This is a genomic window from Collinsella sp. HCP28S3_E9 (assembly GCF_052065455.1).
Classification (GTDB): Bacteria; Actinomycetota; Coriobacteriia; order Coriobacteriales; family Coriobacteriaceae; genus Collinsella.
Genome location: NZ_JBQHTZ010000007.1, coordinates 1 through 24873 on the forward strand (window position 1 = coordinate 1; position 24873 = coordinate 24873).

Below are 24873 nucleotides of genomic sequence, written 5' to 3' on the forward strand. Positions count from 1 at the left end.
GGAGTATGATGTCCAGCATCCCGTCCCCGTCTCTTCGATGTTGATGTTTGGCGACATTCATCTTAGGGCGGGGACGGGACATTATTACGTCAACGCTGGTCTAACGGAGAGAAGTATGACAAGAGAAAGAAAAGTCCGTAGATTATGCATCTTTAGACTCGTGAAAAAGCGCATCGTGCCCGTCAGCGGCGACGCACCGGCCTTCGGGACGCCTGAAGGCTACTGGGCACGGCGGCAATGTTCATAGCGAATGATGCGGACGCTGCAACTGGTATTATATGACGTACTATTGAAGGGAAAGCAGTATGGCTTACAGCAAAAGGATCAGTTAGAAAGTAACTGGACAGCTGTAATGGCTTCAATTTATGCAGAGGCAGACGATGCCGCATATAACGAAGCCATGGGTAAGATTCTGAAACATTATGAGGAGGATGATCCATCTGTATTTAATTTCTTGTCGGGAGTAGCTGAGGGGGCAGGAGTCTCAAAGGAAGATGCAGTAGTTGCAGTTATGGGCTCATCTGTTCTTAACTATGACCTCATGATGCATTTTGATCCAGAGAGCTCAAATGATCCAGAGCGTTCAAAAACATGTATGAATGTATCTGCTTGGGGAAATATGACTCAGGATGGTCATCATCTTGGAGCCGCTAATCTTGATGCAGTCAGCACAACACCCGCCGCAATGTTCTCGAGCATGGTTTCTTATCCGAAACATGGCAATGCAGTCATTGCATCAGGTGGATTGCAGGGAAATGCATTCATGAACTCTAAGGGCCTTATTATTACCTATGCCGGAGGGCCTACGGCATCGCCAAGCGATGATGCTAAGACAATCGATAGGGAAGGCACCTTCCTCGATACTTTGTTTGCTTATTGGTACACAGCCACAAAGTGCGATACGGCAGACGAAGCAGTCAAAATGCTTACGAAAACTGAGTGGATTCACACGGGTAACATCAACGTTTCCGACAACAAGGGAAATGCGTATCTCATCGAGCAAAAAGATAATGCATATGTAGTGCGCAAAGCCGGTGACTACGGTGAGACGGACTATCTAATTGCAGCGAATCATTTCAAGGATGAGCTCTGGATGAATGATTCATATGAGGCATATCCGGATAGCGTGCCAAGAGCCAATACTCTAGAAAAGGTTATGCAAGACGAGAGCGGCAGCGTTACCCCACTCACGCTCGCGAACGGACTCGGAAGCATTCGTTACTATGACGAGGGCAAATGGAGTGAGGAAAATTGGGACTTCGGTGGTTTCTATCAGTTCCACTCTCCAGAAGGCGATGACATAGAATTCAAGACAATTTTCAGGACAATTTTTGATGCAACTGATCAGGAAATGTATGTCTTGAGAGGTCATGACGAGAAATTCCGTTCAGACGTTCCCTATGGTACAGCTAATTACTACAGGCTTACTCTCGGAAAGAACATGCAGGCCACTAATAAGAGCGCAGAAGTCGACGCGCGTATTGCGGTAAGAAATGCAGGAGCTGAATTGTATAAGAATGGCTCAGTGGATGACGAGTCCATGGAGTATTACAATAAGGCTGCTGAGGCGGTGCACACGGGATGCAATTACACCACTATGGCTGATTGCGCCAATGCGAAAGGCGATAAGGAGCAGGCTGCGATTATGTATGGCCTTGCTACTTCGCAGTTTGCCAATGCTCAGCGATACGCACAGGCATCTTATACTACTGAAAATGTAATTATTCAATAATCTTGCGTAACGCTCAGCTCGTCATTTAAAGAAAGCGGAAGTGATCTCGAACCCTCCCTAAAGATAACGCTCGAGATCACTTCCAAGATGTACCATCATGCCGATCATCTCGGCATGATGGTATTTTTCGTTTATTCGCGCTGCCAGGCTTTCCTGCGCCTGACCCGGAGTTTTAATCGCGGAGGCCGGATTCGAACCAACGACCTCCAAGGCGCAGAGATTGACACGGGGGATCAAAATGCCCGCGCAGCAACTAGCTCGCCGTGCTATTTATCCAAAGAAAAACAGCTCAGAGAACAATGCCTCTGAGCTGCTAAAAGTCTTGGTCGCGGGGGCAGGATTTGAACCTACGACCTCCGGGTTATGAGCCCGTTGGAGGCTGTCGCTTATATTATACATGGGTGTTTACCTGCGGTTTTATTTGCAGATGTTTGGCGCCATTGCTCGTATTTTTCTACTCTATTTCTTCGTTAGGCACTTTTCTTCTTCGAATCTTCGCTCGATGCGCACGGCAGAGCCGCATGAAACGCCTCACCATCCAATTGAGCTATCGGGCCGAGGCTTCCGGCAGGATTAGGCGTTTTTGCAAATCACTCCTATGGCATCTTCAAGCCTCTTCTTTGTAAGGACCTCGTCGTGGCGCCATTCAAGCAACTTGACCCCCCTATCTGCGCATTTCGCTCTCTTTCTTTGGTCGAGTTCTTTTCTGCTGCGAAGTCCATCCTCGCCGCCAAAGAATTCAACTGGCTCATAGTGCTGAATTCCCTGATATTCAATTCCAAGGTTAAGCCGGGGAATGTAAACATCCAAGCTTTGGCGACCAAGCCAGTCCTCGTGATACTGAAACACAGCATCGCGATACAGGCTCTTCGCGATCCTGAACATCTGGTATTCGCCCTTCCACTTGATATTGAGCCGACCAGATTCCGCCATCTTTGTTTTCTGGGCATTGTATAGCGAACGCACTCGTTTTTGTTGCTCGCTGAGAAAGGACAGATCTGGTTTTCCGTTGGCGAGTTTAGGACAAACAAACTCACCCCTTGCGTTTAATTTACTGCCAGGAACGAGCCGGTCGAACAACTTGCCAAGGGCCATTCCCTGAACAAGCCTCGATCTATTCCGAAGACCTTCGAGCGCCCACTGAAGGTCGGCAATTGTGGAAAACTCCGATACAGCGAGAGCGTTTTCGAGCACCGCTTGATGGAACGCCATGGCAGAACTACCAAGAAAGAAGTACTCGGTCTCCTCTTTCCCCGGCGCATAGAGAAGGTATTCATCAATGGGAATATCGTAAATCGAATAGGGCCTTGCCATGCCTTTAAGATGCATGAATGAGATGAGATCAACGTCGTCAATATCAACATCGATTGAATAGTTTTCCGTCTCGTCGTCCTTAAAGGTGTTTTCCACCGGAACGGGATCGTAATGCTCCTTCAAATATTCGACCGCGACTCTCGACGGCATATCGTTTCCCTTGCTGAAATAGAGACGAATGCGCCCATCTTCAATTGCCTCGGCGGTCATTTTGTCTCTTAGATCAAATAGGGTTTCGTTTCTTCTCATTTCGCATTCCCAAAAAGCCCCATGGCTTACACCGACCAGATCTAGCGTCCCGTCTGTATTGCGGACATAATGTGACCATAGTTCTCCGTCAACGATCGAAAAACCGACCGCGCCGTCAGCGGCGTTCCTAATCGGGCCCTCGACGCCCTCGATGGTCTCAGTAAGCTCCGCCCCATCGAAGCAAAGCAATTTCGAGGCTCCATCCGATTGATATTGAGAGCATGGTCGGACTTGCACATAAAAGTGAAGCGACGGCATCTCGTCGATATCGGGGGCAACGTCGCAGTCTTGCGATCCGAGGAAGGCAAATTGGCGATTGAAGCCTTTTTTGCTCTTGTCCCAAGTTATAACAACGCGTTCCGTATTTGCGACCGAAATGACCCTGCCATCCGGAAACGGCAGCTCAAGGGTCCCCACCCCATTGAACGCCCCAACACCACGCCTGATTCCATAGGCGGTATATGCACCATCACGGCCTTTGACGAACAGTCGACCATCCGTACCACAGTATCCATTCAACGCAGCCTGGGATACCGATTGGTCACTCCACTGGCCGTACCGAAAAAACTCCACTGACATTCACCCCACGTCGACAACCGCTGCAACAGATAGTCGATGTTCATTATCAGACGTTGATGATCTTTATCGCCCAGTGATCGGCCAACGGCACCGCGGCGGCCCACAATCGACAAGTCGCATGAACGCCCGTCGCTGCAAAGATCAGCAAAGGGCCGCGATATCGATTCATGACCCATAGAACCGATACCTATAAACCCCGCCGTCATCTTAGGCCCCGCTCGCCGAGATCTTTAGTGCGGCGTCCGCGCCCAACATCGATGCCATTTAAGGCCCTATTTACTTTTTGAAAGGAGTCACATGGGACTCGAAGACATCATTTACGAGCTCGCCTGCCTTCATGAGTCGATGCTCTTTTGCTGCGAGGACCAATCAGGCAAGGAGGACCCGGTCTTCGCGCATTACTGCATGGCGCTGGGAAGGGTTGTCGGAGACCTCGAAGAGGCCGAACGGCGCCTTCCTGGCCTCGATGTCGTGCTTCATCCTCAAGTCGACACGCATAAAAAGCCTCCCATTTCTCGTGTCCAAGAAATGGGAGGCAGTTCAGCAATTACTGCCGGGGCGTTTTTAGAGCTCGATCTCCGCGATTACCTTTTTCATCTCGATGGCCCATCCGAGCTGTTCCTCGATGTACCCCGGCCATGCGTCCTGGTGGCCCTTGATGGGATGGCCCGCCTTGTAGAAGCGTAGTCCCGAGGCCTTTTTCGCATCGAAGGGTGCCGCCGTCAGCCCGAGGCGCTCCTCGAAGATCCCGCTGTTGGCGATGGCGCGGTGCCCGATCTCCTTGTCGTCGTCCACGTACAGCTCGATGCCCGTGCGGCCTTTGTGCGTATCGATGAGCAGGGCGAGATGGTATGCCGAGACCCCCAGGCGAAGCGTCGACCAATGGTCCTTGCTGGGCTTCTGCGGGCTGAACTCCTTGAGGAACTCCGGATGGGCGTCCGCCACCTCGCGGTAGGCCGTCCAGTACGCCAGCTTGACCTTCTCGGTCTCGCTGAACCCCTCGGAGAGCCTCACGGTCTTGGTCCACTCGTTCGGCTGCTCGACCACGTTGAAGCGCGGGGCGGGCAGGGAGTCCCCGATCCTCCAGAGCTCGACCTCGACCAGGAAGAACCCGAAGTCGCTGTCGGTGTGCTGGTTGAGCCACTCGATTGCCTGGCGGTGCTCGTCGCGGGCGCGCGCCACGACCCAGATGACGACCTCGGCGTCCTTGCCGGCGGCATATGTAATCACCTTGCCGAGGTGGTCGTGGTTGGTGTCCTCGAGCTGGTTCTCGATAATCACCTTGCGGCCCGTACCGGACTCCTGCGCGTAGATGTCCACGTTGAAGGATCCGACCGAGGACTCCGTCTCTATGAGCTCGAGCTCGATTCCGACCGCCATCCCGAGGGTTGCGAGGTTCTGTTCATCGGCCAGCCACTTGGTGAAGTCGTGGGCCTCATGCGGCCACACCTCGCGCAAGGGGACCTTCTGGATGGTGTCCAGGTTATAGGTCTTCATCCGCCACCCTCTCGACCGATAATCCAGTGCCGTTGTAGAGCCTCTCGCCGTCAAACGAACGCAGCAGGAGCCCACGACGTTCGTCGACGTCCTTCAGCTCGCACGGATACACGAATAGCAAAATGTTTTGCCGGTACTTGTAGTCAGCGTAGACATCCGGATCGCCCAATCGCGTAGGTATGGACGCGATATCGTCCGCCATACGCTCACTTGACCCCACGTATATTCCGAGATAGTCGCTGAAGTTCTTATCGTGGTCATGCTTGCGGTATGTCGCGATGAGATAGCAGCCGGGCATATCGTAGCCGTTGAACGCAGCCTCGGAGGCTTTGCCCTGCCGGCAGATGAACTCGTGCAGGGGCATCACCGTCGACGCGCCTTCAAATATTGATTGCCTCGCGGCATCGATCTTCTTGCGAGCCTCCGCTGCGGCTCTTGAGTCCTGAAACGCCTTCGTGGCATCCCCCAACGCGCCGGCTGCCGCGCCGACGCCTTCCGCCGCCGCGCCAAATCCCTTGCCGATGCCGTCGGCAACAACGCGTGCGCCGTTGGTTGCCCCGTCGGCAGCGCTTTTCACGGCTCCATCGACATCGAAACCGAGCTGCTTTGCCCCATCGACAACCCCGGCGGCAGCGGCCAAAACCCCTGCCGCAAGATTCACCGTGTCTTTTACGGTTTTCAAATTGACGGCCATATCGAGCCTTCCCCTCTATTCCGCCTTGCCAAATCGGTTCATAACCTCAAGCAACTCGCCCGTCGTGACGATTTTCGCCTGCGTGTTGCCGTTGAAAACCGCGTCGAGCTTGCTTCGTCCCGCGTTGTCGCCTATTGCGAGGTACTTCGTGCTCTGCGCGGGCTTGCCATCGGTCGCCTTCATCCCGCATTCCTTAAGTGCGGCAAGGATCTCATCGCGATTGTAGCCCGGAGTGACGCCGGATACCTTCACCTTGAGTCCGACCGGATCAGTGATTTCGCCCGGATCGCCCCTGTGGCCCGCATCCTCGGCTTTCGCCAAAACCTCTTCGATGGTTTCCTGCGACCCGTTCACCAGTCCCAAGCCCGTGAAAACACGCTTGCGGCCATGATGGGAGGAAGCATTCGGAGCCCAAACGGCAGGCTCGAGCGCACCGAACTCGCCGACCAGCCCATGGAAGATCCCAAGGCACGCCTCGGCATCGCTCGCCGCATCGTGGTGGTTATCAAGACGCACGCCGTAATGCTCGCAGAGGTCGATGAGCGCTCCCGGCAGACCCTTCTGCTTCGCCACCAGCATCGTATCGATCACTTCGACCTCGGGCATTTCGATGTCGTAGACAGCCAGACTCTTCTTGATGTGGTGGATGTCGGCGCCGTTGGCGTTATGCGCGACCAGGATGTAGTCTCGCAGTAAATCCGCCAGACCGGCATCCTCCCAGAAGCGGGCAAAGGTCGGCATGTCGTCCAGTGAGTCCCAATCGATTTCCAGATGGGACCTGCTCCACCAGCCAATCTCGCTCTCAGGATTGATCACCCGGCAAACCGGGTCGCCCACGCAGTTTCCCTCAAGATCCGTGAGGATGTAGGCGACCTGGCATATCCTCTGCTGGGGATTCGCCGTCTCGCTGTCCCAGAAGATATATCCCTTTTTCGCCATACGGCTTCCTTTCCCTTAAAACAAACTGTTATCCCATTCGAGTGCCCGGGCTATCGTCCCGACGCAGGAAAAGAACAGCGCGTTGAAGGAGTCGTTCTTGAGATAGTAAATGCAGGCCGCCTCGTACTTGTCGCCCTTCTCCTTGGTCGTTGCCGACCCATTGACGATAGAATCAAGGGCATCGTAGACGGTCTTCATATAGCGACTCCCTTGTTGTTATTCAGACGTCACTATTTTAGCTAAGGACCGCCGGAACTCCTCCCAATTGGAGTTTATCGGTCGATAAATCAAGCCGACCGGCCCGCGATTATCAATGGTTTATCTGTTTCACATAATAAATTGACTCAGGATTCACCCGCAATTCACCCGCAAGGTAACCCGATAAAGAAAAAGCTCGGAAGCAATTTTGCTTCCGAGCTGCAAGTTCTTGGTCGCGGGGGCAGGATTTGAACCTACGACCTCCGGGTTATGAGCCCGGCGAGCTACCAGACTGCTCCACCCCGCAATGTCTGGGCGCCTCATGTGCGCAAGAAAGAATATTACTCGGGAGTTCGGTGGACGGCAAGGAAACTCTCGTAGAGCATAATTCCTTCATATTTAAAACCCCTCAGCCCATATCACCGTAAACGAATCGCAGCCGAGCGCCGTCGACAGCACGTATACAATGGTGCGCGTCCTTTTATGCCGAAACCGGGAGTAGACATGCTGCTCGCTATCGATATGGGAAACACGCAGACGGCCATGGGCCTGTTTGACGGAGACGAGCTGGTGCAGTCGTGGCGCATGCCCACCGACCGCTCCTATACCGCAGATGAGATCCATGTGCGCCTGATGGGTTTTTTTAAGATGTACGGCCTTTCGCTCGACGCGGTCGACGCTATCGCCTTTGCGGGCGTGGTGCCGCAGCTCTCGCGCGAATGGCATGCCGTGGCCGACCGCATTGCCGCAGACGTCATCGTCATTGGGCCGCAGACGGCCGCCGTAACCAAGCTGCGCGCGGCGCGTCCCCGGGCCGTAGGTGCCGATCGCGTCGCCAACGCCGTTGCGGCTGAGACTTTCTACGGCGCGCCGGCAATCGTGGTGGACTTTGGCACCGCAACCAATATCGACGTCATCGATGAGGACGGCTATTACATTGGCGGAGCGATCGCGCCGGGCATCCGCATCTCCATGGATGCACTTGCCGCCCGCGCCGCCAAGCTCGCCAGCGTGCCGCTCGAGGCGCCCGAGCACGCCATCGGCCGCGATACCGAGGAGTGCATCAAGGTCGGCGCCGTGGTGGGCACCGCCGCTATGGCCGAAGGCCTGGTCGCGCGCATGAAGCGCGAGCTGGGCCGCGAGGATGCCACCGTTATCGCCACGGGAGGCCTCGCCGGCATCGTCGCCGATTCGACCGATGCCTTCGACGTGGTCGATGGACAGCTCACCATTAAGGGTATCTGCGAAATCTACCGCCGCATGCAGGAGCTGGGGTAAGACAGGGACCGGAGCCAAGCGTGAGCACTGTCTTAACCCCTCGGTTTCTCTGACGCACGGACTAGGTGACTCTAGTTCTCCAACCCCTCCGTGAGCCAGATCAAGCGACTGCGTTTCATTAAAACAGAATAGTCAGCTGGAAAGAGTACGTTGGCAACCCTTGGCATAGCAGCCCCCCTTCGCAAACCTCAACCTCACCTTTCTTGCACGTCCACCGACGGCAGCGCGACGCTTGCCACAAAGAGCGGTACGCCGGTGCGAGACACGAGCGCTGCATAGAAAGGCCTGTCAAGCGTTATCTTGCGCGGCTCTGGCGGGTTCTCCGGCGGAAGGCCCGCGACAGCGACCATCACCGTGTACGCGCCGGCCTCTACGCCGTTCTCATCGACAGCGAACTTCGCGCCATGGACAATCTGCGTTGAAGTCCCCCCTACCCCCACCATAGGTGTAAGCTCCATCGCAGTTGCCGTAGAGACGCCGGCGGCCTTTAGCAGCGAGCAGACGTCCGAGAGCGTCGACTCGCATTCAAAGCGAGGAATCCCCAGGTCGACGGGCTCCCATTCTCCCTCGCCTTGGGACAGACGCTCGAATAGCCCAAGCGCGTCATCAATATGATCACCCTCGCCGCTCGGAAGAACAAAACACACGCCGGCATCGGAGCTGAGCGGCAACAAGAAGGCAACCCTGCCGTTCTCGACGATCACCGCACAATCACGCTTGCCACGCATAAACGCTGCTTGAACATCGCCGTTCTTTGCATGGAAGGTCTCAACTTTGGTCGATTCGCCGTCAAACGGATCCGCCCATGCATCCTTCATGTAAAGCGCGCTCACAAGACAGGCAAGAGCCACTGGTGATAACTCGATGCTTGGCGACAACAGGCCGTGAGTTTGTTCGGCTACCCAATCGGTCACCCGTTGGCTAACGCGCGGATCGGCCAAGTCATCGATTGACACATGCACGCTGCATTTGTCGCACTCGTGCAGAAACGCCTCCGATGGGCTCGCGGACCTGGAAAGCCAAGCTGCCGTTGCCGTGCTCGCATCATAACCGTCATAGCCCCAGTTCCGCTCCAGCTCGATGCCGAAGGGATCACGCTCGCTAAACATGTCGCCATCGCCCAGGAGCATGTCGAGCTCCCGACATGTGGCGCCCGAGGCACCCTTTCGTACAATCGTCAACAAGCTCGCGACGCACGCAGGCGACCAAACCCTGTTCTTGCCTTGAGCGAGTATTTTCTCGGATAGGGATTTTGCAACCCTCCATGCCTGTGGACACGCCGAATTTGCTTTGTCAGCCATAGTCTGCTCCCATCGTTAGGACATAAACTATTATTTCGCACGGCGCGGACACAAATCTCGCACCGGAAAGGCAGCCCAATGGCTTTCTAAGAGGCTCAAAGCCTTTCTATTCCTCAAAAACGAAAAATTTTCAGTTTTGAGGAATAGGCTCGATGCACGCTACGCCTCACCGCACAGCCACCTCGCCAGGTCCACGATCTGCACTCCGTCGCGGTCCGTGGCCTCGTGATGCGTGCGGGCGAGAATCATCTTGGGGTACGCGTCGCCAATGCTCAGCAGTGGTGAAATCTCGCGTTCAAATGTCTTATCCGAGCTGATGTCGTCGCTCACCTGAATGTAGAGCTTCTCGCTTCGCTTGATTGCTACAAAGTCAATTTCCTTTTTATAGAGTACGCCGACGTATACCTCATATCCGCGGCGCAGCAGCTCGATGGCCACCATGTTCTCGTACACGCGACCCCAGTCCATATCGCGTGTACCGAGCAGCGCGTATTTGAACGCGTGGTCTGCCAGGTAATACTTCTCGCCGCTCTTAAGGTATTTCTTGCCGCGAATGTCATATCGACGAACTTTATAGAAGGCAAACGCATCGCACAGGTACCCCATGTACGCACCGACCGTCTTGTTCGTAATCTTTAGTCCATCCGCATTTAATGCATCGGTAATGTTGCGTGCCGACGTAATGTTGGAAACGTTGTCCATCATGTAATCGGCAATGCGCAGCAGCGCCGATTCGTTTCTCACGTTATGCCGTTGCACGATATCTCTCACAATGAGCGTCTTAAAGACGTTGGAGAGATATTGATGGCGCTGCTCCTGCAGTGGATAAGGGTAAGAGCCAGACATACCGCCGGTTCTCGCATACTCATCGAAGCCACGGTCGACCTCGCCCTCGTCGCCATAGAGACGATACTCCTCAAACGAGAATGGGAAAACCTCGATCTCGAACGTGCGCCCCGTAAAGAGCGTCGACAGATCGCTCGACAGCAAAAAGGCATTCGATCCGGTAATGAAGATGTCATAATGCTCGGATGCGTGAAGGCTGTTGATCGCACGCTCAAAACCTTCGCACATCTGAACCTCATCGATAAGCAGAAAGTTTTGTTTGCCGGGCACCCGATGATCTTTTACATAAGCGAGCAACGCGTGATACTCGAGCAGGTTCTCGAACTCATCGAGGTTGTAGTTGATATGGATGACATTCGAATTAGGCAGATTTGCCTCCACGTAATCGCGGAGGGCCTCGAGCAATTTTGATTTACCGCTGCGGCGGATGCCCGTGATGACCTTGATATCCGGCACGCCAATAAGACTCGTCAACGTGTCCATATATGACGCTCTATTGATGAGTTTCATCGGGGCCTCCTCGCGGTCTTTTATCTCTATTCCTCAAAAACGAAAATTTTTCAGTTTTGAGGAATAGGCTCTATAGCGAATATACCTCGCGAAAGGCCGAGCTGCCTTAATCCTATTCCTCAAAAACGAAAAATTTTCAGTTTTGAGGAATAGGGCCGCGATGCCACCCTGTAGTCGCGCAAAGACCCTCCCCGGCAGAGGCAGTTCGCTCTGCCGGGGAGGGTCTTGTTGTCATCGTTGTCTTTGAGCGCGGGCATCTCGTGTTACAGCCCGCGAATCCGTACGGCCTCGGGCGGAAACTCCTGCTCGCCGGCATCGGTCTTGATGGTCGCGCGACCCCAGATGTCCAGGCCCGCAAACACACCGACCGCAAGCGGCAAGCCGTTGGGCGACACCGCCGCAACCTGGCGGCCCAGCAGCGGCACCATGTCGAAGTACTCGCCCAGCACGGGAGCCAGCGGGCCGGCGGCGCCCCGCGGCGTGTTGGCGACAACCGCCCAGGCGTCCACGCGGGCCAGCACGGCGGTAGTCAGCGCTTCGACCAGCGCTTCATCGGTCACATCCACGCCAAGTTCGCCCAGCGCCGCGCGCTCAATATCCACCGTCACGGCACCGAACATACCCGCGGCACCGGCACCGCCGTTCACGGTAACACGCGCGAGCGACGTCTCAAACGCAGGCGCACCGCACACGATATCGCTCGGCCACTGGATACCCACCTTGCCGGCAAGGCCCAGCCCCGGCGTCGATGCCGTTCCCGCGAGCGCGTCCATCATGCCCATCGCCGCCACAAACGGCAGACCATGGAAGGCGTGCATATTCACATCCGGGCGCACGACCAGCGAAAACGTCAACGACGCCTCGCCCACGCTCCAAGCGCACCAGCCCGCGGACACGCCCTCGCGGCCCGCGTCACGTGCCGCGTCAAGCTCGGCACCGGCGGCAACAGCATTCATCTCGATCATCTACATACGCCCCAATTCGCCCACGATATGGCCCACGCGATCCTCGGGCCCCTTGACCTCGACGCCGTTGTAGCGGAAGAACCGCGCCGGGTCGTGCATCAGGTCCTCGAGCGGCACCAGCACAAAGTCGCGTTCGCCAATGAGCGGATGCGGCAGGCGCAGCTTTTTGCCGCCATGGGTCTCGCCATCCATCCACAGCAGGTCCAGGTCGATGGTGCGCGGGCCGTTGACCTTGGCCTTCTTGGATCGGTCGCGCCCCAGCTCGGCCTCGATCTTCATAAGCTCGTCGAGCAGCACCAGCGGCGCCAGCTCGGTCTTGATCTCGATGACAGCGTTGGCAAACGCGTCCTGGCGTGTCTCGTAGGCCGGCTCGCTCTCGTAGATGCGCGAGCAGTTGGACACACAGGTGAGCGGAATCTCGGCGATCATGTCGCGCGCGGCGCGGATGTTGTCGCAACGATGCCCCAGGTTGGAGCCCACGGCCACAAACGCGCGACGCGGCTGCGGCTTGGCAACAGCCCAGTAGCCGTTCAGGAACTGCGCAAAGCCGGTGACATCGTGCACGCGCACGATGTTGGCACCGGCCTGGATAGCGCCCAGGCACACGCCAAATGTGGCGGCATCGCGCTCGGCGGCCTCGGTCACGCCCGAGACGGCGCCCACAAAGCGCTTGCGCGACACGGCGCACATGAGCGGATAGCCCAGTGACGCCATCTTGGCGGTCTCGCGCTGGATGACGATGTCTTCGTTGGCCGTCTTGCCAAAACCCGGACCCGGATCGATGCAGATACGGTCGCGTGACACGCCGGCGTGGATGAGCGCGCGGGCCTGATCGGACAGAAAGCCCATGACGCGGCGCATGATGGGCGCCGAATCGGGCAGGGTAAAGCGGCGGAGCTGCGAGGTGGGCACATAAGCCTCCTCGCGGCGGGCGCTGCGGCGCATCATGGCGGCCAAGTGATCGCTGGGCTCCGGCGCGGGCTCAGGGGTCGCGGCGGCCTCGGCGGCAGGGGTAGCCTGCTCGGCGGCCGGCGTCTCCTGCTTCTGCTCGCCCGTTGGCTCGGGCGCTGGCTCCGGATCGCCAAACGGCAGCGAGGGCTGCACCACGCCACCCGGCAGTTTGGCCTCCGTCTTGGGCTCGCCCAGCAGCTTGCCACGACGGCGGCGGGCGGGCTTCTCGGCCTCGCGCGCGGCCTCGGCAGCCGCCTCGCGCGCCTTCTCGGCAACAAACGCCGCGGCAGAGGTATCGAGCTGCACCGTTGCATGCGTGCGAGCGGGCGCGGCGACCTCGCCGGCGTGCATCACGATGACGCCGCAGGTGCTCGTCGCGACAAACTCTACCATCTTGGGGTCGGTGAAGCCCGTCACGTCGTTGACGATCGAGGCGCCGCAGCGCACGGCCGCCTTGGCAACCGCCACGTGACGTGTGTCGATCGAGACGATGGCGCCCTCTTTGGCCAACGCACGCACAACGGGCAGCACGCGGCGAGCCTCCTCATCGGGGTTGACCGGGGTAAAACCGGGGCGCGTGGACTCGCCGCCCACGTCGATGATGTCGGCGCCGGCGTCGAGCATCGCCAGGCCGTACTCGATGGCGGCATCCGGGTCGAAATGCTCCCCGCCGTCGCTAAACGAATCGGGCGTCACGTTGAGGACGCCCATGATGCGCGGACGGTCAAAGCTGAGCTCGTACTTTCCGCACCGCCATGTCTTGCTGTCGTTCGCCATGAACATCCTCCTAAAATGCCCGCGCCGCCGCGCTCGGGCGCAGGCGGCGGGGTCGCTTTGCAATCAGTCTTTCTATTGTATCCGCGCACACGGGCTAGAACGCAAACGCGGCCGCGATGTCGCAAGAAATCAGCAGGTCGGCATTTGCATCCTGATCGGTGGGAGCAAGATTGCAAATGGCCAGCGTGTCACCGGCAAAGTATCGCGTAAGGCCCGCCGCCGGATACACCACGAGCGAGGTCCCGCCCACAATGAGGGCATCGGCCGCGGCAATGGCGGCAACGGCGTCGGTCAGCACATGCTCGTCGAGCGGCTCCTCGTAGAGCACCACATCGGGCTTAATGCGCCCGCCGCACGCGGGGCACACGGGCACACCCGCGGCGTCCTCGTGCCCGCGGGCGCAAATCCACTCGGCGCTATAGACCGCGCCGCACGACTGGCAAATGTTGCGATGGACCGATCCGTGCAGCTCGAACACGCGCTGCGAGCCCGCCATCTGATGCAGGCCGTCGATGTTTTGCGTCACCACGGCACCAAGCTTGCCGGCACGCTCCAGCTCGGCCAGCTTGGTGTGGCAGCGGTTGGGCTTGGCGCCAAGCGAGATCATCTTGGTGCGGTAGAAGTCGAAGAACTCGGCCGGATGCGCCTCGTAAAAGCTATGCGAGAGCATGGTCTCGGGCGGGTAGGCAAACTGTTGGTGATATAGGCCGTCCACGCTGCGGAAATCGGGAATGCCACTCGCCGTGGAAACACCGGCGCCGCCAAAGAAGACCACACGCTTGTGAGTACCAAACAGCTCCGCCAGTGCGGCGGAGGCCCGCTTGGGATCCGATATCGCCTGCGTCATATGAGTCCTCCGTCCTTGTGGGTCGGGCAGCGTCGGGCGACATCCCAGCATGCAGCCTTTGAGTCAGCACGCGCGGAGCCCACCACCGCCCCTTTTGCGCTAATCTTAAGCCTGCAAACCCCGTCGAAAGGACACCATGCCTCAGACTTACACTTTCGCCTCGTGGAACGTCAACGGTCTGCGCGCCGTGCTCAAAAAGGACCCGAGCTTTATCCAGATCGCACAGGAGCTCAATGTCGATATCCTGGCGCTGCAAGAGACCAAGCTGCAGGAGGGCCAGGCCGATATCGACCTGCCCGGTTATCACCAAACCTGGAGCTACGCCGAGCGTAAAGGCTATTCGGGCACTGCGGTCTTTAGCCGCCAGGAACCGCTGCGCGTGCTGCGCGCCGATGCGCTACTGCCTTACGCCGGCGAGGGCGCGGCAGCCGAGCTCGTGGCGCAGGCCGCGACCGAGGGCCGCGTCTGCGCGCTCGAGTTCGACAAGTTTTGGTTTGTGGACGTCTATACGCCCAACGCCCAAAATGAGCTCGCGCGCATCGATGTGCGCATGGCCTGGGACGATGCCTATCGCGGCTTTTTGGCGGGACTCGAGCGCGAGACCGGCAAGCCCGTGGTGACCTGCGGCGACTTTAACGTCGCGCACGAGGAGATCGACCTTAAGAACCCCAAGTCCAACCGCGGCAACGCAGGCTTTTCGGACGAGGAGCGCGGCAAGTTTACCGAGCTGCTCGACGCCGGGTTTACCGATACCTGGCGCGCGGCAAATCCCGACGTCGAGGGCGTCTACAGCTGGTGGAGCTACCGCTTTAATGCCCGCAAGAACAACGCGGGCTGGCGCATCGATTACTTCCTGGTGAGCGACGCCATCGCCGGCAACGTGCGCGACACCGGCATCCGCGGCGACATCTTTGGCAGCGACCACTGCCCCGTCACCCTCACCCTAGAGCTCTAGCACCAGCCGACCCCTCGGGGACGAAGCAAAACGGATCATGTTCACCTCGCGAGGGAATCCACGCGGCACACCCGCCACGAAACTGCCCCATCTACTACGTTTAAGCCACTACCCTCAACCACGGCGAACAACGCAAAAAGAAAACCGCAGGTAGAAAGCCTGCGGTTTTTCATAAAGCGCGGTCATGGTCGGGGGTATCAAGCTAAACGTAGTAGATGGGCCAGTTTCGTGGCAAGCGCCGTCAACTGATTCCCTGGGGACGTCTGGGGGCGGAAGAAAACGGATCGATTTGGCTCTCTGAGGACCACGACGCCCATCATATCAGCCGGCCATTTTAAAACTATGCCGGTTTACGGGGCTGAATCGCAAATCCCCAACCAAACGCAATTCAAGCAAAATAAAACCGCAGGTAGACGGCTCGTCTATTTTCGAAAAAAGCCGGTATGGTCTGCCTGTGCCAATCTAGCCCCGTAAACCGGCATAGTTTTAAAATGGCACTTCGACAGTATTGATTCTCGCCCCGGCGCAACCGCCACTACAGCCCGTATTTCACGACGACACGGTTAATGCGACGACACCAAGGTTTGTAGAGAGCGGCCAAGAACACGCAGGTCGCAAGGCCGTGTGTGATATCGAACGGTACCGCCGTGGCAAGACGCGCCACGGCGCCCGCCCACGTGAGCGGTTGCACAAAACCGATGATGTCGTAGGCGTTAATCACGGCTCCATAGAGCAGGCCCGACGCAAAGCCGTACGCCATCAGCGCCGGCATGCGCACGGTTCCATCGGCACGGTCGAACGCACCCGCATGCGCCAGCGCGCCGCCAACATAGCCGACCAGACCCCAGGCATACATCTGCCACGGTGTCCACATGCCCTGCCCAAAAAAGAAATTACTGGTCAGCGTCGCCAGCGCACCAACCATAAAACCATTGCGGCGACCGAGCGTCGCCCCGGCGATAATGGCGATGGCGCTCACGGGTTTAAAGTCGGGAATGGGGCCAAACAAGATACGCCCCGCCGCGGCCAACGCCGCCAGAACCAGCGTGGGCATAATCTGGCGCAGGCCCGGTCGCGACGCCTCGTAGCCCGCAAAGAACAGCGCGAGCACCAGCGCCACCACGACAAGCATGGCAAGCGCCGCCTGCTCAACGCCTGCCAGCAACGCCGCGGCCATTACCGCTGGCACCGCCAGCAGCAGTGGGATCTCCAGTTTTGCGAGTATGCGCAAGACGCGATAATCCGCCATCCCATCACGCCCTATAAAACACATTGTCGGCAAAAAAGTCGGCGGGCGGCTCCATGCAGGCAATCTCACCGTCGAACATCATGGCAATGTCATCGGTAACCTGCTCGGCAAAATCCAGATCGTGCGTTGCCATGATGACGGTACCGCCGGCCTCCGCATGGTCGCGCAGGGCGCGGGCGATGATGCGACGGCTGGCCAGGTCCAGACCCTTGGTGGGCTCATCGAGCAATAGCAGCTCGGGGCCGATCAACAGCAGCTTTGCCAACGCAAGCAGCTGGCGCTGCCCGCCCGAAAGATCGTACGGATGGCGCCCATCCAAGCCGGACAATCCCAGACTCGTCGCGCGCTCTCGCGCCATAGCCTCGTCATATCCGCAGGTCGAAGCCCATTCCATCAGCTCCTCGCGCACCGTCTCGGCAACCAGCAGCGCCTTGGGATTCTGAGGCAGCAGTGCCGCCGAAGCCGCCCCGCGCTCCATATGCCCACGCTGCAACTTGACCGTCTTGGCCAGCACCGAAAGCATTGTCGACTTACCGCAGCCGTTACCGCCCACAACAGCATGCACCGCGCCTGCCGAAAACGACGCATCGAGCCCGCGCAGCACCCAGGCGGACGCTCGATCGTAGCGAAACCAGCCCCCTGCCAGGGTGGTAGCCGACCCAGCGTGCATTTTTGGGAGTATTCGGCATCCACCGGCGCACGACGGCGCCCCCGAGTCGTCTTGCGACAGGATTTGCGCCTCAAATTCAGCCGATTTGTCCGATTTCGGTCTTTTTTTTGCGCCCGGAGCGCCCACGCGCGGGTCCAAATAGCCCGGCCGGCCACTGGCGCTGCTGAAAACTCCGTTTTTTGCACGCCACGAGCCACCCCACCCTGGCACCTCGCCAGAAAACAGCTCTTCGCGATGCCCCAAGGAGGCGATATCGGCGACCTCGCATACGCGCCCGCCCTCAATCCGATACGCGCACGTCGCGTATTCAAGCATCGGGCGCGGCTGGTGCGTTGCCACAACAACCGTGCAGCCCAGCTCGCGATTCACGCGAAACAGCGCATGCAGAAAATTTTTCTCGGCAACGGGATCCAGTTGGGACGTGGGCTCGTCGAGCAGCAGCACGCGAGGGCGCAACGCCAGCACGGCTGCCAGCGACAGCAGCTGCTTGCGTCCGCCCGAAAGCGTATCGGTATCGCGGTGGAGCCAATCCTCCACACCAAAGAAATAACTGGTCTCGGCCACGCGACGGCGCATCTCGTCGCGCGACATGCCTAAGTTTTCCAGGCCAAACGCCATCTCGTGCCACACGGTTTCGCACACAATCTGGTTCTCGGGGTCCTGAAACACATAGCCCACGCGCTCCGCGGACGCGCGAACGTCCATGTCGGCAACGCTTTCGCCCAGCATGCGCAGCTCGCCGGAGCATTCGCCCGCCGGCGAAATCTCGGGCTTGAGCAACGAGAGTAATGTCGACTTGCCCGACCCGGTACCACCGACAAGCAACGCAAACGTCCCTTGGGGAACACGCCAATCGAGCCCCTCGAACACCGGCACTTCGGCCCCGGGGTAGGCAAAGCGCAGGCCCCGCACTTCAATCGCCGGCATATCCGAGCCGCACACCGCGTCCGCCATGATGCTCCCGTCCAACCGAGCCATCAGCCAAACCTCTTCTCGTCAATCGCATGCACCACGCAGGGCAGCGCCATCCAGGTCGCGTATACAACATAGCCAGGCCACGGCGCCGGCACCGAAAGCTGCGGGTAAAACGAATACTGCATCGTCGCGGTCCACGCCACTGCCGCCGTGGCCACGCCAAACAGCGCAAGCCCAACCAGCGCGGCAACGTCGCCGCGCGCCAGCCGATACCGCGCGTACGTCGTGCGACGCGCCGCGGCGCCCCACCCACGGGAGCGCATGGCGTCCGCACGCTCCAGCGAATCTTCCATGCCCCAGCCCATCAACACGCTCGATGCCCGTAGGCGCGAACGCACGGGGTCGGCCGGCGCGCGGCCCGGCACATCAATCGCATCCTGCACCGCCAGCACCGTGCGACCGCGACGCAAAAACTGCGGGATAAGCCGCATACACATCGAGATCATGAGCGCGATCACCGGCGCGGTGTTACCCAAAAGCGCAAGCACCCTGTCGTAGCTAAGCATGGACGCCGCGGCCTCAAACCACAGCACGCTCGCCACAAACAGCCCGCCCATGCACAGGCCGTATACCATGCTCTCCAGATACACCGCGCGCATGCCAATACGGAACAGTTCCGTCGAGCCCGAAGCGCTAAATAACGGGTTGAGCACCGCGATAATCAAAATCACCGGCAGCTGCCAGCGAAGCGCCCCCAACGTGCGTGCGACGCCGCGCGTCGCAAACCCATACGCCAGCCCGCCCGCAAGCGACAGCGCAAGCAGCACCGGTTGCATCGAGAACATGGTGAGCCCCAGCGTCAGCACCATGTAGAGCGCCGGCACCGCCGGATGCGACATCGAGAATGCCGCGACGGGTTCGTTGCCCGATTCCTCTCGCATAATATCCACGGACACCCCCATCCCCTCGCTCAAACGCCAACGCCGCAGTGCCGCCGCCATGCACAACCAGCGCAAAAGTCACGCCGGCGGCACCGACATCGGCCGCCATGCGCCAATCGTTACGCGCTCATCATATGCCTGCGGTATCATATTGCGCCGTGTATCGTTTCCAAACACACGTCTCTATAACGTAACAGGAGATCACATGGACGCAACCGCAATTATCCTCGCCGCCGGCGAGGGCACCCGCATGAAGTCGAACCACTGCAAGGTTTCGCACAAGATCCTGGGCAAGCCCATGGTCCAGTGGATCGTCGACGCCACCATCAAGGCCGGCTGCAGCCGCGTCGTGGTCGTCATCGGCAGCCACGCCGACGAGATGCGCGCCCTTATCGACGGCGCCTACGCCAACAGCGCCACCAAGGTCGAGTGCGTCGAACAGACCGAGCGCCTGGGCACCGGCCACGCCGTAAAGGTCGCGCTCGAGGCATGCGGCATCACGCAAGGCCCCGTCGTCGTGCTCAACGGCGACCTGCCGCTCATCACCGCCGACACCGTCGCCAAGTTCGCGCAGACCGTCGCCGGCGGCGAGCTCGCCTGCACCGTCATGACCATGACCCCGCCCGATCCCTTTGGCTACGGCCGCATCAAGCTGGGCGCCGACGGTCAGATCGAGCGCATCATCGAGCAGAAGGACTGCACGCCCGAGCAGGCCGCCACGTTGCTCGAGTGCAACGCCGGCTGCTACGCCTTCGACGGCGCGCAGCTCGCCGCCCACATCAGCGAGATCGGCAACGACAACGCGCAGTCCGAGTACTACCTGCCCGACATGCTCGAGATTCTCAAGGGCCACGGCCAGGCAGTCTCCATCTTCCACTGCGACGACTACCGCGACGGCCTGGGCGTCAACAGCCGGATCCAGCTCGCGCAACTCACCGCTATCGCGCGCGACCGCATCAACGAGCACTGGATGGCCGAGGGCGTTACCTTCATCGACCCCACGCAGGCCTGGATCGGCCCCGACGCCGTCATCGGCCGCGACACCGTCGTGTGGCCGCAGACGCACCTGATCGGCCACGTCACCGTGGGTGAGGAGTGCCAGCTCGGCCCCAACAGCCGCCTCACCGACACCACCGTTGGCAGCGGCTGCACCATCGATGAGACTATCGCCATCGAGGCTGTCATCGAGAACGGCGTCGACTGCGGCCCGCGCGCCTACCTGCGCCCGGGCACCCACATGCTCGATGGCTCCAAGGCCGGCACACACGTGGAGATCAAGAAGTCCACGATCGGCGAGGGCTCCAAGGTGCCGCACCTGTCCTACATCGGCGACACCACCATGGGTTCCGGCGTCAACGTGGGCGCGGGCTCCATCACCTGCAACTACGACGGCGTGCACAAGCACAAGACCGTCATCGGCAAGGATGCCTTCATCGGTTCCGATACCATGATGGTCGCGCCTGCCCAGATCGGCGACGGCGCACTCGTGGCCGCCGGCTCCGTCATCACCGAGCCGGTCCCGGCTGACGCACTCGGCCTGGGCCGCGCCCGTCAGGTAAATATTGAGGGCTGGGCCGCCGATTATCGCCGCCGTCTGCACGAGGACGACGAGGTATAACGTTTTACCAAGCATCTAAGGAGCTGTTCCCATGGGGATGGCTCCTTTTTCTATGCTGACCTGCGCGACCGGATGAGTGGTCGGTTCGTGTCCGTTGACGGTAAAGACGTTATCAAGACCCGATAAACCCCGCCACGCGGTTACAATGCAACAAGGCATCTATATGGCATTCGATATATAAAGGAGAAGGGTAATGCCGATTAATGATCCCGAGAAGTCGGAGAATATGCGCAAGTCCATCCGCGTGTATTCCGGTTCCTCCAACCGTCCCCTCGCTCAGAAGATCGCTGAGTACCTTGGGGTCGAGCTTTCGGGCCTTACGCTAAAGCAGTTCGCCAACGGTGAGATTTACGCCCGCTACGACGAGACCGTCCGCGGCGCCGACGTCTTCCTGATTCAGTCCGTGGCCGGCGGCAACGTCAACGACATGCTCATGGAGCTGCTCATCGCCACCGACGCTGCCAAGCGCGCATCCGCCCGCTCCATCACCGCCGTCATCACCCACTACGGCTATGCCCGCCAGGACCGCAAGGCCGGCCCGCGCGAGCCCATCACCGCCCGCCTCGTCGCCAACCTGCTCGAGCGCGCTGGCGTCAACCGCATCATCACCCTCGACCTGCATCAGGGCCAGATTCAGGGTTTCTTCGATATCCCGGTTAACCACCTGTCTGCACTGCCGCTGTTTGGCCAGTACTACAACGACATGCACTTCGACACCGACAACCTGGTTGTCGTCTCCCCCGACGTGGGTCGCGCCAAAGCTGCCAAGAAGCTCTCCGACATGCTCGGCTGCAGCCTCGCCATCGCCCACAAGGGCCGTCCGCGCCACAACGCCGCCGAGGTCATGGGCATCATCGGTGACATCAAGGGCAAGACCTGCATCATCAATGACGACATGATCGACACCGCTGGCACCCTGTGCGCCAACGTCAAGGAGCTCAAGGCCATGGGTGCCGGCGACATCTACGTGTGCGCCACCCACGGCATCTTCTCGGGCCCGGCCATCGAGCGCCTGAACGACGCCCCCATCGTCGAGTGCCTCGTCACCGATGCCATCCCCGTCGAGGTTGGCGGCAAGATCAAGACCATCTCGGTCGCCGAGGAGTTCGCCGAGGCCATCTCTGCCGTTTACCACGAGGAGCCCGTCTCCACGCTCGTCGGCGGCGACTTCGCGCTGTAATCCAGCGCGCATCGCATCATCTTTGGTGTTTTTGAAGGGTCGGAAGCTCACTTCCGACCCTTTTTTCTGCCCCTCGACAACCCGCCTTGGACAGTTAGTTCAGATTTGTATTAATTTGGCATTCGTTTGGGCCATTTAATGTGTCGAAAGCTCTCTTGCCGGCATAATTCCACTCGATTCCTCCACCTATGGATCTCTTCACCATGCCATTGGCCCCATTTTGCCCACCGAGTCCTTCAACAACGGCAATACACCCCGGTCACCTTGTACAAATCTGAACTATCTGTCCAGCACCCATCTCAGTAGATGCCTCCAAGGCCAACCCATCACTCCATTCTCCACTTTTCCAAGGCATTCCGTATGATGTCGTTACCGCCCGCGGCGCGCGACGCCCCTTTGAGCGAAAAGAACGGCACGGCCATATCATTTCGCCAACGGCTTAGTACCTTATAGCTATGACAACCGTAATTTCACACCTCTCCGCCCTCCGCGCAATTCGCCGCGCTCGACGGGCGTACTCCGCCCTTCCCTGGGACGACATCGATGACGAGCAACAGACACAAGCCCTCGTAGGTTGCGTTCCCAACAAGGACGCCATAGACTTTGCGGCCCTTGCAATACTTGACGCCTGGAGCGAAGACGACTCCGAGCGTCTAGACCTCTTTGTTGCGAGCGGCAGCAACAGACGGCCCGACGGACGGCTCCTCCAGCACACCATCACCGCCCCTCTCCCCCAGGGCGCGATCATGCACATCGAAGCCGACATCTACGCAACGTCTCCCGCCATGACGGCCATGCTTTGTTCCAAAAATGAATCGGTTGCCAAAACCTTGATGCTTCTCATGGAACTGCTCGGGACCTACTCACTTCCGCCCGAAGCAACTTACCCCATCGCCTACGACGACACGTGGCCCGAGGCCAACAGCTTCGAAACGATGGACGATCTCGATTGCCAGGGCGACCAACCGACACCCGAAAAGCAAGCCGAAACCCGCTACGAACAGGCGCACTACAAATGCGAGCCCGCCACAACCATCGAAGAGCTCGAGGCGGTCGCACGGTTTGCCAAAAGTAGTTCCTACGCCTCGTTTCGCACAGCTATCAAACTCGCCCGGGCCGGATCCGCATCCCCAGCGGAATCATTGATGTTCGCCGTCCTGGGCGCACCCATGCGCTTTGGCGGATTCGGGTGTTGCAGCCTGCCCATGGGAGGCCTGCTGCTCAACTATCGAGTCGATTTCGACACCCTTGCGGTCAACATGTCCTCGGGCATCCCCTACGCCATCTGCGACTTATATTGCCCAGCCGCCGGAGTCGACAACGAATACAACGGAATTGGACATGAGCTTCAAAACGCTCGCATCCACGATGGCAATCGCAACAATGGCCTTAAGGCCATGGGTATCCACGTCCTGGTTATCAATCGTGACCAAATGAAGGACCTTGTTGCACTCGAAGCCTTCGCCCAGACGATGCATCGACTTGCGGGAGTTCGATTCCGCTACCGCATCAAGGGTTATCGCAAGCGTCAGGCCGCCTGGCTCAACGCCCTGCGGGCCGGAATCGGCCTCGCGCCGGTCTAAAAGACTTTTACCCAGTGTTACCGAGCATGGCTGGACAGTTAGTTCAGATTTGTATAAACAGACGGCTCATTTCGAGGTAGTTTGCCGCCATCCCGGCGCCAATCACCTCATTTGAAGACTCAAAAGATCTGAAATAGCACAAATTGTGCTCCCCAAAGCGCCGTGACAGTTCCGTGGCCCCGATTTTGGCAGTCAAAGATCTCTTGGTTTATACAAATCTGAACTAACTGTCCATCCCGGCTTCTGACGACTGTCCAAACGCCCTCATGCGGCCTCAATCACCCTCCATTTGACAGCAGCAACGGGGTCGCTCACCATAGCAGGCGACAAATCGATGAAAGGAAGCACATGGCAGCTGCACAGCCGCTTAAGATTCGCATGGTTGCCGGACTTGGCAACCCTGGCGATGAGTATGCCGAGACCCGCCACAACGCAGGCTTTAAGGCGATCGACGAGCTGGCGCGTCAGGCCGGCGTCACGTACTGGAAAAACCAGGCCGGCGCCGAGGTCGCGCTCATCAACATCAACGATCCAGAGGAAGAGGACGGCAAGCGCCAGATTGTGCTGGTCAAGCCGCAGTCGTACATGAACACCTCGGGCGGCCCCATCTCCAAGCTTTGCCGCGAGTACAAAATCAAGGCCGAGGAGCTGCTCGTAATCCACGATGAGCTCGACATTCCCGCCGGCGACGTGCGCGTCAAGGTGGGCGGCGGCCACGCCGGCCACAACGGCCTGCGTTCCATCATCGACAAGATGGGCAGCCGCGACTTTAGCCGCATCCGCACTGGCATCGGCAACCCTCCCGGCAAGATGGCTGTCGCCGACTACGTGCTCAAGCAGCTGCGCGCCCGCGAGGCCGAGGACTTCCAGGACACCTGCGCCCGCGCCGCCGACGCCGCCGGCCTGGCGATTGTGCACGGCGTAATCTATGCCCGCGACCACGTCAACGGCTCCGCCTCTGCCAACGGCAAGCACTAAAACCTACCAAAAAGGGATGTTTATTTTGGCAGGTTTTATATGCGAAAACGCCGCAGCGGCCGCATCGCAATAAACCCTGTGCCGACATACATACCCAACACCCCAAA

General features: G+C 58.9%; 20 protein-coding genes and 1 tRNA gene. 7 read left to right on the forward strand and 14 right to left on the reverse strand.

Annotation, left to right across the window (positions count from 1 at the left end; all coding sequences use genetic code 11):
* Positions 1-289 precede the first annotated feature (289 nt).
* Positions 290-1732: a C45 family autoproteolytic acyltransferase/hydolase gene (locus tag ACTNA2_RS04590; protein WP_441048732.1), complete on the forward strand. Its 1443-nt coding sequence runs from the start codon at positions 290-292 to the stop codon at positions 1730-1732.
* Between the two features lie 573 nt (positions 1733-2305).
* Here ACTNA2_RS04590 and ACTNA2_RS04595 read toward each other — a convergent pair.
* The 6 genes from ACTNA2_RS04595 to ACTNA2_RS04620 form a co-directional block, all read right to left on the reverse strand.
* Positions 2306-3874 carry a hypothetical protein gene (locus tag ACTNA2_RS04595; protein ID WP_441048733.1) on the reverse strand — a complete coding sequence of 523 codons (1569 nt, stop codon included), beginning with the start codon at positions 3872-3874 and terminating at the stop codon, positions 2306-2308.
* A 564-nt stretch (positions 3875-4438) separates the two neighbouring features.
* Entirely contained in the window at positions 4439-5371 is a 933-nt protein-coding gene (locus ACTNA2_RS04600) for a DUF4268 domain-containing protein (RefSeq protein ID WP_441048734.1), read from the reverse strand.
* Positions 5358-6065, reverse strand: coding sequence for a hypothetical protein (locus tag ACTNA2_RS04605; RefSeq protein ID WP_441048735.1), 708 nt, complete (start codon positions 6063-6065; stop codon positions 5358-5360). Before ACTNA2_RS04605 ends, ACTNA2_RS04600 begins: the two co-directional genes overlap by 14 nt.
* A 15-nt stretch (positions 6066-6080) precedes the next feature.
* The gene (locus tag ACTNA2_RS04610; RefSeq protein ID WP_441048736.1) at positions 6081-7004 is read right to left on the reverse strand and encodes an exonuclease domain-containing protein; all 924 of its coding nucleotides are present in this window, start codon (positions 7002-7004) and stop codon (positions 6081-6083) included.
* A gap of 15 nt (positions 7005-7019) precedes the next feature.
* On the reverse strand, positions 7020-7202 hold the full coding sequence (locus ACTNA2_RS04615) for a hypothetical protein (protein ID WP_441048737.1): 183 nt from the start codon (positions 7200-7202) through the stop codon (positions 7020-7022).
* Positions 7203-7432: 230 nt separating this feature from the next.
* Positions 7433-7509 (reverse strand) — tRNA-Met (locus ACTNA2_RS04620).
* A 197-nt stretch (positions 7510-7706) separates the two neighbouring features.
* Between ACTNA2_RS04620 and ACTNA2_RS04625 the strand changes: the two genes are divergently transcribed.
* On the forward strand, positions 7707-8480 hold the full coding sequence (locus tag ACTNA2_RS04625) for a type III pantothenate kinase (protein ID WP_441048738.1): 774 nt from the start codon (positions 7707-7709) through the stop codon (positions 8478-8480).
* 194 nt (positions 8481-8674) lie between these two features.
* On the opposite strand, the gene ACTNA2_RS04630 is transcribed toward ACTNA2_RS04625, so the two are convergent.
* From ACTNA2_RS04630 to ACTNA2_RS04650, 5 genes are all read right to left on the reverse strand, one after another.
* Entirely contained in the window at positions 8675-9781 is a 1107-nt protein-coding gene (locus tag ACTNA2_RS04630) for a serpin family protein (RefSeq protein ID WP_441048739.1), read from the reverse strand.
* A 159-nt stretch (positions 9782-9940) separates the two neighbouring features.
* Positions 9941-11137, reverse strand: coding sequence for an ATP-binding protein (locus tag ACTNA2_RS04635; RefSeq protein WP_441048740.1), 1197 nt, complete (start codon positions 11135-11137; stop codon positions 9941-9943).
* A 263-nt stretch (positions 11138-11400) separates the two neighbouring features.
* Positions 11401-12102 carry a hypothetical protein gene (locus tag ACTNA2_RS04640; RefSeq protein ID WP_441048741.1) on the reverse strand — a complete coding sequence of 234 codons (702 nt, stop codon included), beginning with the start codon at positions 12100-12102 and terminating at the stop codon, positions 11401-11403.
* The gene (folP, locus tag ACTNA2_RS04645; protein WP_441048742.1) at positions 12103-13830 is read right to left on the reverse strand and encodes a dihydropteroate synthase; all 1728 of its coding nucleotides are present in this window, start codon (positions 13828-13830) and stop codon (positions 12103-12105) included. It abuts the gene before it with no gap.
* A gap of 94 nt (positions 13831-13924) precedes the next feature.
* Positions 13925-14677: an NAD-dependent protein deacylase gene (locus ACTNA2_RS04650; protein ID WP_441048743.1), complete on the reverse strand. Its 753-nt coding sequence runs from the start codon at positions 14675-14677 to the stop codon at positions 13925-13927.
* Between the two features lie 136 nt (positions 14678-14813).
* Between ACTNA2_RS04650 and ACTNA2_RS04655 the strand changes: the two genes are divergently transcribed.
* Positions 14814-15632 carry an exodeoxyribonuclease III gene (locus ACTNA2_RS04655; protein ID WP_154516667.1) on the forward strand — a complete coding sequence of 273 codons (819 nt, stop codon included), beginning with the start codon at positions 14814-14816 and terminating at the stop codon, positions 15630-15632.
* A gap of 535 nt (positions 15633-16167) precedes the next feature.
* Here ACTNA2_RS04655 and ACTNA2_RS04660 read toward each other — a convergent pair.
* The 3 genes from ACTNA2_RS04660 to ACTNA2_RS04670 are packed head-to-tail and all read right to left on the reverse strand — an operon-like array spanning position 16168 to position 19407.
* Complete coding sequence (locus tag ACTNA2_RS04660) at positions 16168-16881, reverse strand: DUF6580 family putative transport protein (protein WP_441048744.1); 714 nt, start codon at positions 16879-16881, stop codon at positions 16168-16170.
* Between the two features lie 4 nt (positions 16882-16885).
* Entirely contained in the window at positions 16886-18529 is a 1644-nt protein-coding gene (locus tag ACTNA2_RS04665; RefSeq protein WP_441048745.1) for an ABC transporter ATP-binding protein, read from the reverse strand.
* A complete protein-coding gene (locus ACTNA2_RS04670) occupies positions 18529-19407 on the reverse strand; it encodes an energy-coupling factor transporter transmembrane component T family protein (RefSeq protein ID WP_427718158.1) in 879 nt (292 codons plus the stop codon). The genes ACTNA2_RS04665 and ACTNA2_RS04670 overlap by 1 nt, the downstream gene beginning before the upstream one ends.
* A gap of 205 nt (positions 19408-19612) precedes the next feature.
* Between ACTNA2_RS04670 and glmU the strand changes: the two genes are divergently transcribed.
* From glmU to pth, 4 genes are all read left to right on the forward strand, one after another.
* Entirely contained in the window at positions 19613-21025 is a 1413-nt protein-coding gene (gene glmU, locus ACTNA2_RS04675; protein WP_441048746.1) for a bifunctional UDP-N-acetylglucosamine diphosphorylase/glucosamine-1-phosphate N-acetyltransferase GlmU, read from the forward strand.
* Between the two features lie 193 nt (positions 21026-21218).
* Positions 21219-22205, forward strand: a complete 987-nt coding sequence (locus tag ACTNA2_RS04680) for a ribose-phosphate diphosphokinase (RefSeq protein ID WP_154516678.1) — start codon at positions 21219-21221, stop codon at positions 22203-22205.
* A gap of 746 nt (positions 22206-22951) precedes the next feature.
* Entirely contained in the window at positions 22952-23788 is an 837-nt protein-coding gene (locus tag ACTNA2_RS04685; protein ID WP_229770655.1) for an endonuclease domain-containing protein, read from the forward strand.
* 348 nt (positions 23789-24136) lie between these two features.
* Complete coding sequence (gene pth, locus ACTNA2_RS04690) at positions 24137-24766, forward strand: aminoacyl-tRNA hydrolase (protein ID WP_195838564.1); 630 nt, start codon at positions 24137-24139, stop codon at positions 24764-24766.
* Positions 24767-24873: the final 107 nt, after the last annotated feature.

Bases quoted from the DNA above. Each gene is read 5' to 3' on its own strand.
- ACTNA2_RS04595 (WP_441048733.1), bottom strand. From the start codon at position 3,874: ATGTCAGTGGAGTTTTTTCGGTACGGCCAGTGGAGTGACCAATCGGTA.
- ACTNA2_RS04600 (WP_441048734.1), bottom strand. From the start codon at position 5,371: ATGAAGACCTATAACCTGGACACCATCCAGAAGGTCCCCTTGCGCGAG.
- ACTNA2_RS04605 (WP_441048735.1), bottom strand. From the start codon at position 6,065: ATGGCCGTCAATTTGAAAACCGTAAAAGACACGGTGAATCTTGCGGCA.
- ACTNA2_RS04610 (WP_441048736.1), bottom strand. From the start codon at position 7,004: ATGGCGAAAAAGGGATATATCTTCTGGGACAGCGAGACGGCGAATCCC.
- ACTNA2_RS04615 (WP_441048737.1), bottom strand. From the start codon at position 7,202: ATGAAGACCGTCTACGATGCCCTTGATTCTATCGTCAATGGGTCGGCA.
- ACTNA2_RS04625 (WP_441048738.1), top strand. From the start codon at position 7,707: ATGCTGCTCGCTATCGATATGGGAAACACGCAGACGGCCATGGGCCTG.
- ACTNA2_RS04630 (WP_441048739.1), bottom strand. From the start codon at position 9,781: ATGGCTGACAAAGCAAATTCGGCGTGTCCACAGGCATGGAGGGTTGCA.
- ACTNA2_RS04635 (WP_441048740.1), bottom strand. From the start codon at position 11,137: ATGAAACTCATCAATAGAGCGTCATATATGGACACGTTGACGAGTCTT.
- ACTNA2_RS04640 (WP_441048741.1), bottom strand. From the start codon at position 12,102: ATGATCGAGATGAATGCTGTTGCCGCCGGTGCCGAGCTTGACGCGGCA.
- folP (WP_441048742.1), bottom strand. From the start codon at position 13,830: ATGGCGAACGACAGCAAGACATGGCGGTGCGGAAAGTACGAGCTCAGC.
- ACTNA2_RS04650 (WP_441048743.1), bottom strand. From the start codon at position 14,677: ATGACGCAGGCGATATCGGATCCCAAGCGGGCCTCCGCCGCACTGGCG.
- ACTNA2_RS04655 (WP_154516667.1), top strand. From the start codon at position 14,814: ATGCCTCAGACTTACACTTTCGCCTCGTGGAACGTCAACGGTCTGCGC.
- ACTNA2_RS04660 (WP_441048744.1), bottom strand. From the start codon at position 16,881: ATGGCGGATTATCGCGTCTTGCGCATACTCGCAAAACTGGAGATCCCA.
- ACTNA2_RS04665 (WP_441048745.1), bottom strand. From the start codon at position 18,529: ATGGCTCGGTTGGACGGGAGCATCATGGCGGACGCGGTGTGCGGCTCG.
- ACTNA2_RS04670 (WP_427718158.1), bottom strand. From the start codon at position 19,407: ATGCGAGAGGAATCGGGCAACGAACCCGTCGCGGCATTCTCGATGTCG.
- glmU (WP_441048746.1), top strand. From the start codon at position 19,613: ATGGACGCAACCGCAATTATCCTCGCCGCCGGCGAGGGCACCCGCATG.
- ACTNA2_RS04680 (WP_154516678.1), top strand. From the start codon at position 21,219: ATGCCGATTAATGATCCCGAGAAGTCGGAGAATATGCGCAAGTCCATC.
- ACTNA2_RS04685 (WP_229770655.1), top strand. From the start codon at position 22,952: ATGCACATCGAAGCCGACATCTACGCAACGTCTCCCGCCATGACGGCC.
- pth (WP_195838564.1), top strand. From the start codon at position 24,137: ATGGCAGCTGCACAGCCGCTTAAGATTCGCATGGTTGCCGGACTTGGC.